This is a genomic window from Mycobacteroides saopaulense, assembly GCF_001456355.1.
GTDB lineage: Bacteria > Actinomycetota > Actinomycetes > Mycobacteriales > Mycobacteriaceae > Mycobacterium > Mycobacterium saopaulense.
This window is the reverse complement of sequence record NZ_CP010271.1, coordinates 2,626,844-2,644,051: the sequence shown is the minus strand read 5'-3', so window position 1 is coordinate 2,644,051 and position 17,208 is coordinate 2,626,844. Positions and strand designations below refer to the sequence as shown.

The window sequence follows — 17,208 nt, the reverse complement described above, 5'->3', positions numbered from 1 at the left end:
GTCAGTCGAGCTGCAGATCGATGATCTTGACTTCCTGGGCCGGAGCGCCGTCGCCCGCGCCACGGGCACCGGGCTTGATGCCGTTCTTGGCGATCTTGGCCAAGGTGTCCATGCCGGTCTTGTCGATCGTGCCGAACACCGTGTACTGCGGCGGCAGCTTCGAATCCTTGTAGACCATGAAGAACTGGCTGCCGTTGGTGCCGGGGCCGGCATTGGCCATCGCCAACGTCCCAGCGGGGTAGACGACGGCCTGCTGTGCCGCCGGATCATCGGCCTTGTACTGGGTGGTCGGGTACTCGTTGTCGAACTCGTACCCGGGGCCACCCGAACCGGTGCCCGTGGGGTCACCGCACTGCAGCACCGACAGGCCGCCACTGGTCATCCGGTGGCAGATGGTGTTGTCGAAATATCCACCCTGAGCCAGGCTGGCGAAGCTGTTCACCGTGCACGGCGCCTTGGCGTTGTCCAGGACCAGGCCGATGTTGCCCTGGCTGGTCTTCATGCTGGCGGTGAGCGTTGCCGGATCGGTCGGGACCTTTCCGCTGCGCGGCATCTGCTTGTCGATGGTCTTGGCTGGCTTGTCCGCCGGCCGGTACTGGCAATTGGCGCCCACCTCCGCGGACGGCACGAACTTGGGCAGGGCCGGACCGGTGACGGGTGGTTCGTCGGGGGTCGGCAAGGAGGAGGTGGGCGGTGCGTCGACGGTGGAGACCGGCGTCGTGGAGTTGGTGTCCAGCGCCGTGTCGGTCTTGTCGCTCTTGCTGATGGCCAACCACGCGGTGATGGCTACCGCGACGACCACCGCGACCACGGCGACACCGCTGATCGCCCAGATCCGCTGCTTACGGGCGCGCTCGGCACGGTTCTCCAGCTGTCGCTCAAGCTTGCGCTTGGCGGTCTGACGTCGCTGCTCGTTGGTCGGCACCGTGCTCTCCTTCTAGGGCGTCCGTTGAGGAATCATCGAAGAATCTAGGTCGCCAGAGAGTGTGCCAGCCACACCTGAGAGAAGGTGCAACGCCCTCAAGATGCTCTTCGCGCAAGCGGCTCATCGCAGCCGCCTAAGCTGGTCGGGTGCTGATCACCGGTTTTCCCGCGGGCATGTTCGCCACGAACTGCTACATCGTGGCGCCACACGAGGGCGGCCCCGCCGTCATCATCGACCCCGGGCAGGACGCCATACCCGGCGTCAAGGAGATTCTGGCCGAGCGTGATCTCACCCCGGAAGCGGTGTTGCTGACGCACGGGCACCTGGATCACACCTGGACGGCGCAGCCTCTTGCCGATGAATATGGAATCCCGGTCTACATCCACGCCGACGACCGCGTGATGCTCGCCGACCCGCTCGCCGGGATCGGTCCGGGGCTGGGGCAATTCATCCAGGGCCAGGAGTTCGCCGAGCCCAAGGAGCTCGTCGAGATCGGCGACGGCGACAAGCTGGAATTGGCCGGGATCACGCTGACCGTCGATCACACGCCGGGGCACACCCGGGGCTCGGTTGTGTTCGGCATCGAGGTCGATAGCGACAGCGGGCCCGTCGACGTGGTGTTCAGCGGTGACACCCTGTTCCAGATGTCTATCGGGCGCACCGATCTGCCCGGTGGAAACCACCAGCAGCTGCTCGATTCGATCGCGGCCAAACTGCTCACCCGCGATGACTCGACCGTGGTGCTGCCGGGACATGGCAACGCCACCAGCATTGGTGACGAGCGACGCGCCAACCCGTTCCTCGAGGAAGTCCAGTGAGCGAGAAGACTTTTAGCGCCCCCAAGGGTATTCCGGATTACACGCCACCGGATTCCGCGCAGTTCCTAGCCGTCCGTGACGGGCTGCTGGAGCAGGCGCGACTGGCCGGGTACGGCTACATCGAGCTGCCCGTCTTCGAGGACACCGGGCTGTTCGCCCGTGGTGTGGGCGAGTCCACCGATGTGGTCAGCAAGGAGATGTACACCTTCGCCGACCGTGGCGACCGGTCGGTGACGCTGCGCCCCGAGGGCACAGCCTCGGTGATGCGTGCGGTCATCGAACACGGCCTGGACCGGGGCCAGCTCCCGGTGAAACTTCGTTACGCCGGGCCCTTTTTCCGGTACGAGCGTCCGCAGGCCGGCCGCTATCGCCAGTTGCAGCAGGTGGGTGTGGAAGCGATCGGTGTCGACGACCCGGCGTTGGACGCCGAGGTGATCGCGATCGCCGACGCCGGGTACCGGTCGCTGGGGTTGACCGGCTTCCGCCTGGAGATCAGCTCGCTGGGCGATGCCTCCTGCCGACCGCAGTATCGAGAGTTGTTGCAGGAATTCCTCTTCGGCCTGGACCTAGACGAGGCGACGCGGGAACGGGCCCGTATCAACCCGATTCGCGTGCTCGACGACAAGCGGCCCGAGGTGCGCGAGATGACAGCCGATGCGCCGCTGATGCTCGAGCATCTCTCCGAGGAGGCCAAGGCGCATTTCGACCAGGTCCTCGGCCATCTGGACGCCCTGGGCGTGCAGTACGTGGTGAATCCACGGTTGGTGCGCGGCTTGGACTACTACACCAAGACCACATTCGAATTCGTGCATGACGGGCTCGGCGCGCAGTCCGGGATCGGCGGCGGCGGACGCTACGACGGCCTGATGGCGCAGCTCGGGGGACAGTCGTTGTCCGGTATCGGCTTTGGGCTCGGGGTGGACAGAACCCTGCTGGCGCTGCGGGCCGAGGGCGTCACAGTGGGGGACAGCGGGCGATGCGAGGTGTTCTGCGTGCCGCTGGGACAGGACGCCAAGTCGGTGCTCGTGAAGGTGGCGGCCCAGTTGCGGGACGCCGGGATTCGCACCGATATCGCCTACGGAGACCGTGGTCTCAAGGGGGCGATGCGCGGAGCGGACCGCTCCGGTGCCTCCATCGCGCTCGTCGCCGGTGACCGGGAAATCGGTGAGGGAAACATCGAGCTCAAGACGCTCGCGGACGGCGTGCAGCAGCCCGTGTCGATCGGTTCGATTGTCGACGAAGTAACGGCGCGGCTAGCATCGCGGATATGACACGTATGGGACGTATCACCGCAGCTCTGCTCGCGACGGCCAGTACCGCAACCCTGACGCTGTCGTCGGTGGCTATCGCCCCGATGGCGCAGGCGGCGCCGCACCAGGTGAAGTACGTGATCAGCTCCGACCGTGACTTCCTTTCGCAGACGCTCGTGCTGCAGACCGAGCCGCCGAGCCAGGCCGCGTACGACTCGGAATCGAGCAAGTACTTGGTGCGCAACTCGACCCGCATCGCGCCCGATGCTCCGTTCGTCGTCGAGACCACCCTGAACGACCCGACTCAGTGGGCATATGTGAGCGCCAGCGCCGCGGCCAAGGCCGTCACCGGTGCCCCCGTCTTCCACTGCGAGGTGTACGTGGACGGCGCCCTGGCCACCCAGGCCGACGGAGAGACCGCCGTCACCTGCTCGCTGCGCAAGTGGTAGCCGCTTAGCCCGCGAACACGTACACCCACGCCGTCGCACCCGAACGCAGCGGTACGGAAATACGTCGATAGTCGTCGACTTCATACTCGTCGGCGGCGGCCAGCTGTTCGGCGGTGATCGAGAAGACCGTGCCGGGGACCTCGGCGGCCGAGTCGGCCGACGGACGCAGGATGGGGTGGCGATCGCTGCCGCTGGCCGCGATGACATGCGGGTCGGTGATGGTCACGTAGTCCAGGTCGAATCCCACGATGGCATCGGCATGCCCGTTGAGTTCCTCACCGAACGTGGTGCGCTGTACTTCTGCCTGTTGCAGGGTTCCGTAGGAGAACAGGAGCTCTGTCGCGGTATCCGTCACGCGACAAGTCAACCAGGCCGCCGTGTTTGACGCATGCGGTGTCAGTTGCCGAGCTGCACGGCACCGTCGGGGCCGATGCGCCAGCCGGGGTTGTGGGCGACTTCCCAGATCAGTCCGTTGGGGTCCTGGATGTGGGCGTGGAACACCCCGCCGAATTGACCGGGCTGTGGCGGCTTGAGGACCGTGCCGCCCGCGGACTGCATGGCGCCGGACAGTTCGGTCACCTCTTCGGAGGAATCGACGTTGTGCGCCAAGGTGATTCCGGAGACACGCGAATGGTCGCCGGGCGCGGCGAGATCCTCGTTGAATTTGTCCGCCAGGAAGAAGCCCAGCAGCTGCCCGGGTGCGGCCTGATAGAAGATGATTTCACCCTCGACATCGAGTAGCGGGGTCCAGCCCAGCGCACCGTAGAAATGTCGGGTGGCGTCCAGATCCGTTGCGGCAATGGTGACAAAGTGCAACTGCTGCTTCATGGCACCAAGACTAGATTCGCATTCTGACACGGAGAGGGGGATTGACACGCGCATCGAACATATGTTCGCATAAGGGTATGCGATGGGACGGTCAGACGCTGGATGCTGACGACGGTGCGCTCCCGGGTTTGGAGCGGATCGGTCTGGTGCGCAGCGTGCGCACGCCGGAGTTCGAGGGCATCACCTTTCACGAGGTGCTGTGCAAGTCCGCGCTCAACAAGGTCCCGGCCGTGTCCATGTTGCCGTTTCGATTCACTGTCAACGCGTTTCGCGGCTGCGCGCATGCCTGCCGCTATTGCTTCGCGCGTCCGACCCACGAGTACCTGGAGTTCGACAGCGGTGCCGATTTCGACAACCAGATCGTGGTGAAGACGAACCTGGTTCCGGTGCTCAGGAAAGAGCTGGGGCGCACATCGTGGAGCCGTGAGACCGTCGCCCTCGGGACCAACACCGATCCCTATCAACGGGCGGAGGGGCGCTATCAGCTCATGCCGGGCGTCATTGCGGCGCTGGCTGATTCGGGCACGTCGATGTCGATTCTCACCAAAGGAACCCTGCTGCGCCGTGATCTGCCGCTGCTTGCCGAGGCGTCCCGGCAGGTTTCGGTGAGTCTGGGGATATCGCTGGCGATCGGCGACGAGACGTTGCACCGCGAAATCGAGCCGGGGGTACCGACGCCGCAGGCGAGGCTGTCGTTGATCACTGCGGCACGCGAGGCCGGGTTTGCACCGCATGTGATGGTGGCACCGGTGCTTCCGTTCCTGACCGACACGGTGGAGCATCTCGACGATCTGTTGGGCCGTATCGCGGACGCCGGTGCGGCCGGTGTCACGGTCTTTCCTCTGCATTTGCGCGGAACCACACGGGGCTGGTTCATGTCGTGGGTATCGCAATCGCATCCCGAGCTGGTGGGCCGCTACCGGGCGCTGTATCGCAAGGGCGCGTACGTTCCCGCGGAGTACCGGGCCTGGTTGCGTGAGCGGGTGGGGCCGCTGGTGGGCAAGTACGGCCTGTCCTCGCATCGCGAAGAAATCCCAACGAGACCAACGAAGTTGGCGCCCGCGCCGGAGCCAACGCTGTTCTGACTGTGGCTTCGACGGCCCGCCGAGATCTAGTTCAGGTTGTCCGCGTTGAAGGTGTCGCAGGTGCGGAAATCGCCGGTGTCGTATCCCTGGGTGAACCAGCGCTGACGCTGCTCGGATGAACCGTGCGACCAGGCCTCGGGATTGACGCGTCCGGTGGCCCGCTTCTGGATCCGGTCGTCACCCACCGAGGATGCGGCCGACAACGCGTCCCGAATGTCCTGTTCCGTCAACGGCTTCAGGAACGGAACGCCGGTACCTTCCTGAACGGTGGTCGATGCGTGCTTTGCCCACACGCCTGCGTAGCAGTCGGCCTGCAGCTCGGTGCACACACCGCCGCCGGCCTGCCCCTCGGCGCAACGGTGATTCTTGCCCAGCACGCCGAATAGGTTCTGGACGTGATGGCCGAACTCGTGGGCCACCACATACTCCTGCGCCAGCGGGCCACCGCTGGATCCGAATTGGTCGACCAGCACCTGGAAGAAGCTGGTGTCGAAGTACGCGGTCCGATCGGCGGGGCAGTAGAAGGGGCCGACCTCCGTGGAGGCTGCGCCGCATCCGGTGTTCACCTGGCCGCTGAACAGTTTCACGCCCGGCCGCGGGTACTTCGGTCCGAGGATTTGTGTCCAGACCGCATCCACCGAGTTCCCCGTCGCGATGATGCGGCAGTCCAACGATTTGTTGGCGTCGGCACCGGTTTTGCAGTGGCTGAAGTCTTGCGTCTGCTCCTGCGCCGGGCCCGACTGCTGCTGGCTCTGTTGTTGTTGCAGAACCTGGCTGGGGTCACCGCCGAGCAGCATGACCACCACCGCGATCAGCAACCCGCCGACGCCACCGCCGATCGCCATCTTGGGGCCGCGGCCCATGCCGCCGCCCGAGGTGGTGCTGGTGTCGATCTGCATGCCTTCGTTGAAGGTCATTGGTTGCCACTCCCAAGTTTGTGTCCGTGCCACCGCGCTGTCGGCTGCCGATACCTTTGCATACTCCTCAGACGCACGTACCGCTACATGGCGAAGAATTCATGTACCCCGGGAAGACTCAGGGCTACTTTCCGGCGGCGCCGCCGCGTGCGTCGCACCCGACCGCACTACGATGCGGTACGTGGCCGTTGACGTCGCCCTGCCGACCATCGTCCGCACGCCGTTGGGGGATCTGCGCGGAGCCACCGAAGGCGGTGTTTCGGTCTGGCGTGGGGTGCCGTATGCGCGGCAACCCGTCGAACAGCTCAGATTCCTGGCTCCCGTGCCGCTGGAGCCCTGGGACGGCGTGCGCGATGCCATCGAACATGCTCCGTTGCCCCCGCAAGGAAAATCGTTCGTGGGCGCCGGACGCGACGACCCCAAGGTTCGCGGCGAAGAGTGCTTGACCGTCACGGTGTGGTCGCCGGATGTGCATGCCAGCCTGCCCGTGATGGTGTGGATCCCCGGCGGCGCATTCGTCTTCGGTGCCGGGCAGTTGGAGCTGTACAGCGGGGCTCGACTGGCCGCCAACGGCAACGTCGTCGTCGTGAACGTCACCTACCGGATCGGCGCCCTGGGCGGACTGGAGCTCAGCGCGCTGGGGCAAGGTTTCGACGACAACCTGGCATTGCGTGATCAGATCGCGGCGCTGAGGTGGGTGCGCGACAACATCGCGGCGTTCGGTGGCGACCCCGACAGCGTGACGATCTTCGGCGAGTCGGCCGGGGCGACCTCGGTGTTGGCGCTGTTGGCCAGCCCGGCCGCCGAGGGTCTGTTCGGTCGGGCCATCGCGCAGAGCCCGGCCTTGCCGCTGATTGCGGACAAGGCGCTGCGAGACCGTCGCGCGCACCGATACCTGGAGCTGCTCGACGTCACCGACCCCAGCAGGCTCAAGGTCCTGCCGCAGCGCGAACTGCGCCGCGGCGCTGCCAAGCTGCAGATCGAGAGCGCGACCGAGACACCGGTCCTCGGCTATGGCCTGGCGCACGGCACCGAGCTGCTGCCGCATCACCCCATCGAGGCGGCGCGGCGCGGCGAGGTGCATCAGGTGCCGCTCATCATCGGCTCCAACAGCCATGAGGCGTCGATGTTCGCCCGGGTGAAACCGCCCATGCTGCCCACCACCGAGCCGACCATCAACGGGTATTTCAACCGGATAGGCCCCGAGTACCAGGACGCGATCATCGCGGCCTACCCGGGGTACCCGAGTCGTGCGGCGCTGGTCTCGGTGGGCTCCGACGCCATGTTCGCCGCCCCCATGTGGGCCTTCGCCGACGCCTACAGTGCCTTCGTCGACACCTATATGTACCGCTTCGACCACACCGCATGGGGCCTCAAGCTCCTCGGCCTGGGCGCCACCCATGGCAGCGAGATCGTGCACGTGCAGCACAGCTACGGGTCGTTTGTCGGGATGCTGCTGAGCCCCCTGGGGGCACGGATGATGCCGTCGGTCGGCCGCCGCATGCAGCGCGCCTGGCTGGATTTCGCCACGGGGCACGGGCCGCAGGATTGGCCTACCTATGGGGCAGATGGTCGTCGGACCCGGATCATCCGATCCCGCTCCGACGTCACCATCGAGGATCCGGACTCGGTACGTCGTATTGCCTGGGCCCAGGTGCACTGAGGCCGCACCCGGCAGAGCCGGTACGACGGCCCGCTAGGCTCAAACGTCTTAACACCGTCTTTTCGAAGGGATCTTTTGTGCTGCGCACTCACGACGCGGGTACGTTGCGGGAGTCGGACGCCGGACAGCGGGTGACGCTTGCCGGCTGGGTGGCCCGACGGCGCGATCACGGCGGCGTCATCTTCATCGATCTGCGCGACGCCTCCGGTGTGTCCCAGGTCGTGTTCCGCGATGACGCGGTGCTCGAGCAGGCCCATCGGCTGCGTGCCGAGTTCTGCGTCGAGGTGACCGGTGTCGTGGAGGTCCGGCCCGACGGCAACGCCAACGCCGAGATCCCCACCGGGCAGATCGAGGTCAACGCCGCCGAACTGATCGTGCTGAACGAGAGCGCGCCGCTGCCGTTTCAGCTCGACGAGACCGCGGGCGAGGAAGCACGCCTGAAGTACCGCTACCTGGATCTGCGCCGCGAGGGGCCGGGCAACGCGATCCGGTTGCGCTCCAAGGCGAACGCCGCTGCACGCGCCGTGCTGTCCCGCCACGATTTCATCGAGGTGGAAACCCCTACGCTGACGCGCTCGACACCGGAGGGCGCCCGCGACTTCCTGGTTCCCGCCCGTCTGCAGCCGGGGAGCTTCTACGCGTTGCCGCAGAGCCCGCAGCTGTTCAAGCAGCTGCTCATGGTCGCAGGCATGGAGCGGTACTACCAGATCGCACGCTGCTACCGGGACGAGGACTTCCGCGCGGACCGGCAGCCCGAGTTCACCCAGCTCGATATCGAGATGAGCTTCGTGGATCAGGACGATGTCATCTCGCTTGCCGAGGAGATCCTCGTCGCACTGTGGGACCTCATCGGCTACCGCGTGCCCACGCCCATCGCCCGCATCACCTATGCCGAAGCGATGCGCCGGTACGGCAGCGACAAGCCGGACCTGCGGTTCGGGTTGGAGTTGGTGGAGTGCACCGACTACTTCTCCGAAACCACGTTCCGGGTGTTCCAGGCGCCGTATGTGGGCGCGGTGGTCATGCCCGGCGGTGCCGACCAGCCGCGCCGCACCCTGGACGGCTGGCAGGAGTTCGCCAAGCAGCGCGGACACAAGGGCCTGGCCTACGTCCTGGTGGGCGAGGACGGCACCCTGGGCGGGCCGGTCGCCAAGAACCTGTCCGACGCGGAACGCGACGGGCTGGCCGCCCACGTCGGCGCCAAGCCGGGAGACTGCATCTTCTTCTCCGCGGGTGCGGCCAAGTCATCGCGCGCGTTGTTGGGCTCGGTACGCGGCGAGGTGGCGCAGCGTCTCGGGTTGATCGACCCGAACGCCTGGGCCTTCACCTGGGTGGTGGACGCCCCACTGTTCGAGCCCGCCGATGACGCAACCGCCGCGGGCGATGTGGCCGTCGGTTCTGGCGCGTGGACCGCGGTGCACCACGCCTTCACCTCGCCGAAGCCGGAGTCGGAGAACACCTTCGACACCGAGCCGGGGTCGGCGCTGGCTTATGCCTATGACATCGTGTGCAACGGACACGAGATCGGCGGCGGCTCGATCCGTATTCACCGCCGCGATATCCAGGAACGGGTCTTCCAGGTGATGGGCATCAGCAACGAGGATGCCCAGGAGAAGTTCGGATTCCTGTTGGATGCCTTCGCCTTCGGCGCTCCTCCGCACGGCGGCATCGCGTTCGGTTGGGACCGGGTGACCGCGTTGCTGTCGGGCACCTCCTCGATCCGCGAGGTCATCGCCTTCCCGAAGTCCGGCGGTGGTGTCGATCCGTTGACCGACGCCCCGGCGCCGATCACCCCGGCGCAGCGCAAGGAGTCCGGGATCGACGCGAAGCCCGAGAAGGCCGACACGCCGGGTAAGCCGGCGAACGCGTAGCGCACGTGCTGCACGTTCGGGTGATCGCACCCGCCGACCTGTCCGACCAGGTGGTGGAATTCCTTTCCACCACAATGGGAGTCGCTCATATTGTGCGTGTGCCCAAGGCGGCGATCGCGCCCGAGGGTGATGTGATCACGGCCGACGTGGCCCGCGAGACCGCCAACGACGTGCTCGACGGTCTCAAGTCGATCGACATCGACAAGCGGGGATCGATCACCGCCGAGGTGCTCGACACCGTGATTTCGCAGACCGCCTATGATGCCGAGGACGATGCCGAGGGCGACCCCGCCGACGCCGTCGTCTGGGATGAGCTGATCGGCCGCACCCGCGAGGAGTCGACCCTCAACCTGACCTTTCTGGCCTTCCTGTGCCTGGCCTGCCTGATCGCCGCGGTCGGTGTGGTCACCGATTCGCCGGTCACCATCGTGGGTGCCATGGTGGTGGGACCCGAGTTCGGCCCACTTGCCGCACTTGCGGTTTCGATCGTGCGGCGCAAATGGTCGCTGGCCCGCCGATCGCTGCTCGCCTTGGTGGTGGGTTTTCCGGTGGCGATGGCCGTGACCGGAGTCGGAGCATTGGCCGCCGAGGCCGCGGGATGGGTCACGCTCAAGAGCGTGCGCGAGCTGCAGCAGGTCGACTTCATATTCCAGGTGGGGCCGTTCTCGCTGGTGGTCGCGCTGTTGGCGGGTGCGGCCGGCATGCTCTCGCTGATGTCGGCGAAATCGGCGGCGCTGGTGGGTGTGTTCATCTCGGTCACCACCGTGCCGGCCGCCGGATTCGCGGTGGTGGCGGCGACGGTGGGGGAATGGGAAATAGCCGGCCAATCCACGCTGCAGTTGGCGGTCAACCTGTTCGGCATCGTGCTGGCCGGGGTGCTGGTACTACTGGTGCGACCCCGGGGACTGCGCTAGATCCGAGACCGCCTCAGGCGATGTCGTTGATGTCGGCGACCTGCTGGTCGAATCCCTCGTCGGCGTGAGCCAACACGGGATCGCCGTATTCGTATGGCCGCGAGACGAACACAGTTCCCATCCCGATCTCTCGGGCGGCATGCAGGTCGTACGGATGCGCGGCCACCATCGCCGCTTCGCCCGGCTCCACACCGAGATAGCGAAGTGCACGCCGGTAGGTCACCGGGTCTGGTTTGAATCGTCCGAACACCTCGGCGGTGAGCACCGCGTCCCATGAAATGCCCAGGTGTTTGAACAGATTCACCATCGTGGCCATGTCGGTGTTGGACAACGTCGCGACGAGGGCATGCGCGCGCAGCCGCACCAGGCCGCCGGGCACGTCGTGCCAGGGAACCAGCCGCTGCCAGCCGGCTGCGACGACCGCGGCCGTCGCAGCGTCCGGGCGCGGCAGCCCGAACGTCGCGCAGATATCCGCGAAACCGTGCGCGTACAGGTCCTGAACCCGGGTCCAGTCCTCCGCGGACTGCCTCAGGTTGGCCACCCGGTCGAAGTAGTCCGCGCGCCATGCGCGGGTGAAAGCGGCGGCGTCAATGCCGGGGGCGTACTCGGCGACCGCGTGCGAGACGGGCTCGAAGAAGTCCAGCAGCGTGCCCTGCACATCGAACAGGTAGGCCTTGTACCGCAACGCGACTCCCGTCAGTAGGTGCTCTTGGGCGGATCGGTGCGGGTGACGCCCTTGACCTCGATCACGGGAATCGACGAGGGGCCGCGATAGCTCTGCCCGTCCGGGACGGTCCCGGTCACCGACACCCAGGTGTTCTCCGGAAGCGCCGACGCCGATGCGGCCGCCGGCCCGGACATCTGCAGCCGCGCCAGCTGCGCATCCGCGGCGCAACAGACGATGACGATCTTGGCCAGGTCGGTGCGCGCGCCCTCCTTGAAGGTGAAACCGGTGACGGTGATCGTGCGTCCCACCAAAGTGTCCGAGGAACCGGCGGCGATGCGCATCAGGACCTCCGGCAGCGGTACCGCCGGCGCATCGCCTGGCGGCAGCGGGGGGAAGGCCCGGCGGGGCGTATTGGACGAGGCCGTGATGTTGGCGGGCGCGATGGAACGTGCGCTCAGCGCCGGGGGCACGATGAAGATCAGCAGGACGATCGGCAGCACCAAAAACCATGTGGCGCCGTGTTTGTGCGTGTGATCGCCGTGGCCCTCGTGGTCGTGATCGTGATCGGTGCGGCCACGGCGCACATCGCGCACGATCGCGGCCAGACCCAGTCCGATGACGATGACCGCCGACGCGGCGAGCCACGGCAGCAGCCCGGGTTTGACGTAGCGGGTGAAGGTGCCAGTCACGGCGATCATCGCGACGCTGACACCCAACAGGATCAGCAGGGTGTTCTCGGTATCGCGTCTCATGAGATCCCCAGCACTGCCACACCGACACCGGTCGCCACGAGCGTGGCCACCACGAACGTCACGGGCGCGAAGCGGGCCGCGAATGCCCGCCCGAACATCCCCGACTGCATCGCGATGAGCTTCACGTCGACCGCCGGACCCACCACCAGGAACACCAGCCTGGGAATCAGCGGCATCATTGTGATGCTCGCGGCGACAAACGCATCGGCCTCCGAACACAGCGCCAGCACCACGGCCAGCAGCGCCATGGTCACCACCCCGACCAGCAGGTTGCCGGCCAGATGCTCGAACACCCAGGCCGGTACCAGCACATGCAAGGCCGCCGCGGCGACCGCCCCGATGGCCAAGTACGACGCAGCCTGCAGGAAGTCGTGCCGCGCGGCCTCGGTGAATGTCGTCCAGCGCGAAGAGGATCCGGCGTGCGCGGCGGGCAGCCTGCGGGTGACCCAGCTGTCGCGGCCCCACCGTGACCAGACCATGCCCATCACCATCGCGGTGAGCAGGGACGCCACCGCGCGTGCCAGCACCATCTTCGGCTGGCCGGGGAAGGCGACGGCGGTGGCCACCAACACCACCGGATTGATCGCCGGGGCGGACAACATGAAGGTGAGCGCGGCGGCGCCAACGGATCCCGGCCCGTACAGCCGGCGCGCCACCGGAACGGACCCGCATTCGCAGCCGGGCAATGCCGCGCCGCTCACGCCCGCCACCGCTACCGCGGCAACCGACCGGTTCGGCAGCCAGCGCGCCAGACGTTCCGGCGTGACGAATGTCGCGACGAGCCCACTCACGATCACCCCGAGTGCAAGGAACGGGACCGCCTGGACGAACACCCCGCAGAACACCGTGCCCGCGGTCGCCAGCTTCTCGTTGCCGTCGACGACCTCGCGTAACCACCCCGCGGCCACGGCCATCGCGATGAGCGCCACCACCAGGATCTCGGTCGAACCGAACCACCGTCGATCTGCAGAGGCCGCCACCGTCACCCAGTCATCCTGACAGTGGAACCTGAGAACGCGGCGCAACGGTGGCACTCTGGTGAGGTGAGTGATGACACACCCTTCAACGAGCAACCCACCTCGGTGATCAACGAATTCAACGACGGGATAGCCCGGGAGTTCCACGCGAACGGCGGCGAGGTCGGCGGGCAATTCGCCGGCGTGCCGATCCTGCTGTTGACGAACACCGGCGCCAAGAGCGGAAAGAAGCGCCTGAATCCGCTGGCCTACTTCGACATCGACGACAAGATCTACATCGTCGGCTCATTCGGCGGCGCCGACAAGGATCCCGCATGGGTGCACAACCTGCGCGCGAATCCACATGCGCATATCGACATCGGAACCGACGGATATGACGTCGTTGCCCATCAGCTCTCCCGTGCTGAGCGTGACGCGCTGTATCCCAAGGTGGTGCAGCGAGTTCCCGTGTTCGCCGACTACCAGGAGAAGACCGACCGGCCCATCCCAATCTTCGAGCTGCGCCGGGCCTAGCCGAAGAACTCGCGAGCCGAGTGTGCGAATAGTGTCGTCTCCCGGCCCATTTTCGACCGTATTCGCACGCTCGAGCTACATGCGACGACCGGCACGTCGGCCCGGAAGGCCGCCGGTTCCTTGTGCTCTGAATCGCAGGCCATGCGGGTAGCGCCAGGTTATGGTGGGATCAGCCGATGGGCATCAAGGTGGCGCTGGAGCACCGAACCAGCTACGCATTCGACAGACTCGTGCAGGTGCATCCGCACGAGATTCGACTGCGCCCTGCGCCGCACACCCGAACTCCCATCGAGGCCTACTCACTGCGCATCGCTCCCGACGATCACTTCATCAACTGGCAGCAGGACGCATTCGGCAATTTCCTTGCCCGCGTGGTGTTTCCGAACCGTACACGGCAACTGTCGATCACCGTCGGCCTCATCGCGGATCTGAAATCGGTCAATCCCTTCGACTTCTTCATCGAGGAGTGGGCCGAACACATCGGATTTGCCTATCCGCCGGCGTTGGCGGCCGATCTGGAGCCCTACCTCAAGCCGGTGGATGAATCCGTACCCGGTTCGGGGCCCGGTGAACTGGTCCGCGCCTGGGTGGCGAACTTCACGATGCCGCCGACCACACGCATCATCGACTACCTGGTCACCCTGAACCAGGCGTTGTGCTCGGATGTCGGCTACGCGGTGCGGTTGGAACCCGGTGTGCAGACCCCGGACACCACGCTGGCGGTGGGCATCGGCTCCTGTCGGGACACCGCTTGGCTGTTGGTGTCGATCCTGCGACAGAAGGGGCTTGCCGCCCGCTTCGTGTCCGGATACCTGGTGCAATTGACCTCGGACATCATTGCGATCGACGGCCCGTCAGGGCCGGTCGCCGACTTCACCGATCTGCACGCCTGGGCCGAGGTGTACGTCCCGGGGGCCGGATGGGTAGGCCTGGATCCCACCTCGGGACTGCTCGCGGGCGAGGGCCACATCCCGCTCTCCGCGACGCCACATCCGTCGACATCCGCGGCGATAACCGGCGCCACCGACATGTGCGAATCGACGCTGGACTTCTCCAACACCGTCACCCGGGTCCACGAAGATCCACGAGTCACGCTGCCGTACACCGCGTCGGCGTGGGAGGCCGTCACGGCTCTGGGCGCGCAGATCGACGCGCGGCTCGATTCGGCCGGCGTCGGATTGACGATGGGCGGCGAGCCGACCTTCGTGTCGGTCGACGACCAGACCGCCGAGGAATGGACCACCGCAGCCGACGGTGACCAGAAGCGGGTGCGTGCCAGCGACCTTGCCGCTCGCCTTAAGGCGGCGTGGGCGCCAACAGGTTTGGTACAGCGCAGTCAGGGCAAGTGGTACCCCGGTGAACCTCTGCCGCGGTGGCAGATCGCTCTGTGCTGGCGACGTGACGGCCGGCCGTTGTGGTCGGACCCCGAGCTGCTGGCGGACCCGTGGGACGAAGACCGTCAATGGTCTACGCCCGAGGGTGCCGATCGTGCGTTGTTGCTGGCCCTCGCAGGCGATCTCGGGTTGCCCGACAGTCAGGTGCGTGCGGCGTACGAGGACCCGTTGGGCCGGCTGGCCGCGTCGGTTCGGCGTCCCGCGGGCGATCCGGTGGAGCCTACCGATGACCTTGCACCAGAGGAGGATTCGGCGAATCGGCGGTCAGAACTGCTGGCACGGCTGGATGATCCGGTGACTCGTCCGGCGGCTCATGTGCTGCCCTTGCATCGCAGCGAGGACGGCCACGGCTGGGAAAGTGCGGACTGGCGACTACGCCGCGGCCGGATAGTGCTAACCGGAGGCGACTCTCCGGCGGGTCTGCGGCTCCCGCTGGATTCCGTGTCCTGGCAGCCGACGCCGCACCGGTCCGAGACCGATCCGCTGAGCGCCGCCGTGGAACTGAAGGCTCAGCGCTCGGAGACGGCCGCCGTCGTCGTGCCCGCCGAAGGGGTGCCTCCCACCGCTCTCGTCGCGGAGATCCGCGACGATCTGCTGTATCTGTTTCTGCCGCCCCTGGAGAGCGTCGACGATTTCGTGGACCTCATTGCGCGCGTGGAGGCGGCGGTCACCTGCCCATTGGTGATCGAGGGGTATGGCCCGCCGCCGGATCCGCGTCTGGAGGTCATGAGTGTCACCCCCGACCCCGGGGTGATCGAGGTCAACGTGACTCCGACCGGCAGTTTCGCCGAGCAGTCCCGGCAGCTGCAGGTGCTGTACGAGGAAGCGCGCAAGGCGCGGCTGACCACGGAATCGTTTGATGTGGACGGCACCCACACCGGCACCGGCGGTGGCAACCACATCACGCTGGGTGGCCGCACGCCGGCGACGTCGCCGCTGTTGCGCCGGCCCGATCTGCTGGTGTCGCTCCTGACCTACTGGCAGCATCACCCGGCGTTGTCCTACCTGTTTTCGGGGCGGTTCGTCGGCACCACCTCGCAGGCTCCGCGCGTCGACGAAGGGCGCGAAGAGGCGTTGTACGAGTTGGAAATAGCCTTCGCCGAGATCGAGCGGCTCGCCGATTCGGAGGCTCCCTGGCATATCGATCGCGCGCTACGCCACCTGCTGACCGACATCACCGGCAACACGCATCGCGCCGAGTTCTGCATCGACAAGCTGTACAGCCCCGACAGCGCCCGGGGGCGTCTGGGTCTGCTGGAGCTGCGCGGATTCGAGATGCCCCCGCACTTTCAGATGGCGATGGTCCAGTCGCTGCTGGTGCGCTCGATGGTCGCCCGATTCTGGGAACAACCCCTGCGTGCACCGCTCATCCGTCACGGCGCCAACCTGCATGGCCGTTACTTGTTGCCGCACTTCATTATTCACGACATCGCACAGGTCGCCGCGGACCTGCGTGCGCACGGCATCGCCTTTGAGACCAGTTGGCTCGATCCATTCACCGAGTTCCGATTCCCGCGGATCGGAACAGCGGTATTCGACGGCATCGAGATCGAACTGCGCGGTGCCATCGAACCGTGGCGGGTGCTGGGGGAGGAGGCCACCGCAGGAGGTACCGCGCGGTATGTGGATTCCTCGATCGAACGCGTGCAGGTGCGCGTGATCGGAGCGGATCGCTCGCGGTACGTCGTCACGTGCAACGGCGAGCCCATCCCACTGCTCTCCACGGACAATCCGGATGTGCAGGTGGCCGGAGTCCGTTATCGCGCGTGGCAGCCGCCCAGCGCGTTGCACCCGAGCATCACGGTCGACGACCCGCTGCGCTTCGAGCTCATCGACACCGCCAACGCATTGTCCCGGGGCGGCTGTACGTACCACGTATCGCACCCGGGAGGCCGGTCCTACGACGACCCTCCGGTCAATGCCGTGGCCGCCGAGGCACGCCGTGGTCGGCGTTTCGATGCCACCGGTTACACCACCGGGCGCGTCGATTTGTCAGACTTGCGCGAGAAACAAGCGCGCATGTCCACTGATGCGGTGGCGCCCGGCATCTTGGATCTGCGCCGGGCGAGAACAGTGGGACGCAGGTAGGACCAGGCAAAACAGCGGAAACGGGAAGGAAGGTACGGCCGGTGGCAGCACCTGCTTCGGGGGCTCCCGTCGGATCCGGATTCGGCTTGGGCGATAA

16 protein-coding genes are annotated in these 17,208 nt (G+C 66.4%); 9 read left to right on the top strand and 7 right to left on the bottom strand.

The genetic code is table 11. The features are described 5' to 3' along the window. Window position 1: 1 nt before the first annotated feature. The gene (locus MYCSP_RS13130) at window positions 2-925 is read right to left on the bottom strand and encodes a peptidylprolyl isomerase (protein ID WP_083017022.1); all 924 of its coding nucleotides are present in this window, start codon (window positions 923-925) and stop codon (window positions 2-4) included. A 146-nt stretch (window positions 926-1,071) separates the two neighbouring features. Between MYCSP_RS13130 and MYCSP_RS13125 the strand changes: the two genes are divergently transcribed. Genes MYCSP_RS13125 through MYCSP_RS13115 form a run of 3 tightly spaced genes read left to right on the top strand, consistent with a single transcriptional unit; the run spans window position 1,072 to window position 3,442 of the window. Beyond that, complete coding sequence (locus MYCSP_RS13125) at window positions 1,072-1,743, top strand: MBL fold metallo-hydrolase (protein WP_070910416.1); 672 nt, start codon at window positions 1,072-1,074, stop codon at window positions 1,741-1,743. Beyond that, window positions 1,740-3,014 (top strand): histidine--tRNA ligase, encoded by a 1,275-nt coding sequence (hisS, locus tag MYCSP_RS13120; protein ID WP_083017025.1) that lies wholly within the window; start codon window positions 1,740-1,742, stop codon window positions 3,012-3,014. The genes MYCSP_RS13125 and hisS overlap by 4 nt, the downstream gene beginning before the upstream one ends. A gap of 5 nt (window positions 3,015-3,019) precedes the next feature. After that, complete coding sequence (locus MYCSP_RS13115; protein ID WP_070910749.1) at window positions 3,020-3,442, top strand: hypothetical protein; 423 nt, start codon at window positions 3,020-3,022, stop codon at window positions 3,440-3,442. Between the two features lie 4 nt (window positions 3,443-3,446). Here MYCSP_RS13115 and MYCSP_RS13110 read toward each other — a convergent pair whose 3' ends face one another. Both MYCSP_RS13110 and MYCSP_RS13105 read right to left on the bottom strand, forming a co-directional pair. Beyond that, a complete protein-coding gene (locus MYCSP_RS13110; protein ID WP_070910414.1) occupies window positions 3,447-3,797 on the bottom strand; it encodes a gamma-glutamylcyclotransferase family protein in 351 nt (116 codons plus the stop codon). 41 nt (window positions 3,798-3,838) lie between these two features. After that, entirely contained in the window at window positions 3,839-4,270 is a 432-nt protein-coding gene (locus tag MYCSP_RS13105; RefSeq protein WP_070910413.1) for a VOC family protein, read from the bottom strand. A gap of 77 nt (window positions 4,271-4,347) precedes the next feature. On the opposite strand from MYCSP_RS13105, the gene MYCSP_RS13100 reads away from it, so the two are divergent. Then, the gene (locus tag MYCSP_RS13100; RefSeq protein ID WP_070910412.1) at window positions 4,348-5,355 is read left to right on the top strand and encodes an Rv2578c family radical SAM protein; all 1,008 of its coding nucleotides are present in this window, start codon (window positions 4,348-4,350) and stop codon (window positions 5,353-5,355) included. A gap of 26 nt (window positions 5,356-5,381) precedes the next feature. On the opposite strand, the gene ypfJ is transcribed toward MYCSP_RS13100, so the two are convergent. Next, window positions 5,382-6,272: a KPN_02809 family neutral zinc metallopeptidase gene (gene ypfJ, locus MYCSP_RS13095; RefSeq protein WP_070910411.1), complete on the bottom strand. Its 891-nt coding sequence runs from the start codon at window positions 6,270-6,272 to the stop codon at window positions 5,382-5,384. 181 nt (window positions 6,273-6,453) lie between these two features. Here ypfJ and MYCSP_RS13090 point away from each other — a divergent pair, with 181 nt between their 5' ends. The 3 genes from MYCSP_RS13090 (at window position 6,454) to MYCSP_RS13080 (ending at window position 10,720) form a co-directional block, all read left to right on the top strand. Continuing rightward, window positions 6,454-7,935 (top strand): carboxylesterase/lipase family protein, encoded by a 1,482-nt coding sequence (locus tag MYCSP_RS13090; protein ID WP_235629475.1) that lies wholly within the window; start codon window positions 6,454-6,456, stop codon window positions 7,933-7,935. Between the two features lie 77 nt (window positions 7,936-8,012). Further along, window positions 8,013-9,806 carry an aspartate--tRNA ligase gene (gene aspS, locus MYCSP_RS13085; RefSeq protein WP_083017035.1) on the top strand — a complete coding sequence of 598 codons (1,794 nt, stop codon included), beginning with the start codon at window positions 8,013-8,015 and terminating at the stop codon, window positions 9,804-9,806. A gap of 5 nt (window positions 9,807-9,811) precedes the next feature. Next, window positions 9,812-10,720 carry a DUF389 domain-containing protein gene (locus tag MYCSP_RS13080; RefSeq protein WP_088413921.1) on the top strand — a complete coding sequence of 303 codons (909 nt, stop codon included), beginning with the start codon at window positions 9,812-9,814 and terminating at the stop codon, window positions 10,718-10,720. Between the two features lie 13 nt (window positions 10,721-10,733). Here MYCSP_RS13080 and MYCSP_RS13075 read toward each other — a convergent pair whose 3' ends face one another. The 3 genes from MYCSP_RS13075 to MYCSP_RS13065 are packed head-to-tail and all read right to left on the bottom strand — an operon-like array spanning window position 10,734 to window position 13,125. After that, window positions 10,734-11,405 (bottom strand): haloacid dehalogenase type II, encoded by a 672-nt coding sequence (locus MYCSP_RS13075; protein ID WP_070910408.1) that lies wholly within the window; start codon window positions 11,403-11,405, stop codon window positions 10,734-10,736. 11 nt (window positions 11,406-11,416) lie between these two features. Further along, entirely contained in the window at window positions 11,417-12,139 is a 723-nt protein-coding gene (locus tag MYCSP_RS13070; protein ID WP_070910407.1) for a TIGR03943 family putative permease subunit, read from the bottom strand. Further along, on the bottom strand, window positions 12,136-13,125 hold the full coding sequence (locus MYCSP_RS13065) for a permease (protein WP_070910406.1): 990 nt from the start codon (window positions 13,123-13,125) through the stop codon (window positions 12,136-12,138). Before MYCSP_RS13065 ends, MYCSP_RS13070 begins: the two co-directional genes overlap by 4 nt. A gap of 57 nt (window positions 13,126-13,182) precedes the next feature. Here MYCSP_RS13065 and MYCSP_RS13060 point away from each other — a divergent pair, with 57 nt between their 5' ends. Together MYCSP_RS13060 and MYCSP_RS13055 are read left to right on the top strand one after the other, a co-directional pair. Further along, window positions 13,183-13,629 carry a nitroreductase family deazaflavin-dependent oxidoreductase gene (locus MYCSP_RS13060; RefSeq protein ID WP_088415608.1) on the top strand — a complete coding sequence of 149 codons (447 nt, stop codon included), beginning with the start codon at window positions 13,183-13,185 and terminating at the stop codon, window positions 13,627-13,629. Window positions 13,630-13,805: 176 nt separating this feature from the next. Continuing rightward, window positions 13,806-17,111 (top strand): transglutaminase family protein, encoded by a 3,306-nt coding sequence (locus MYCSP_RS13055; protein WP_088413920.1) that lies wholly within the window; start codon window positions 13,806-13,808, stop codon window positions 17,109-17,111. Window positions 17,112-17,208: the final 97 nt, after the last annotated feature.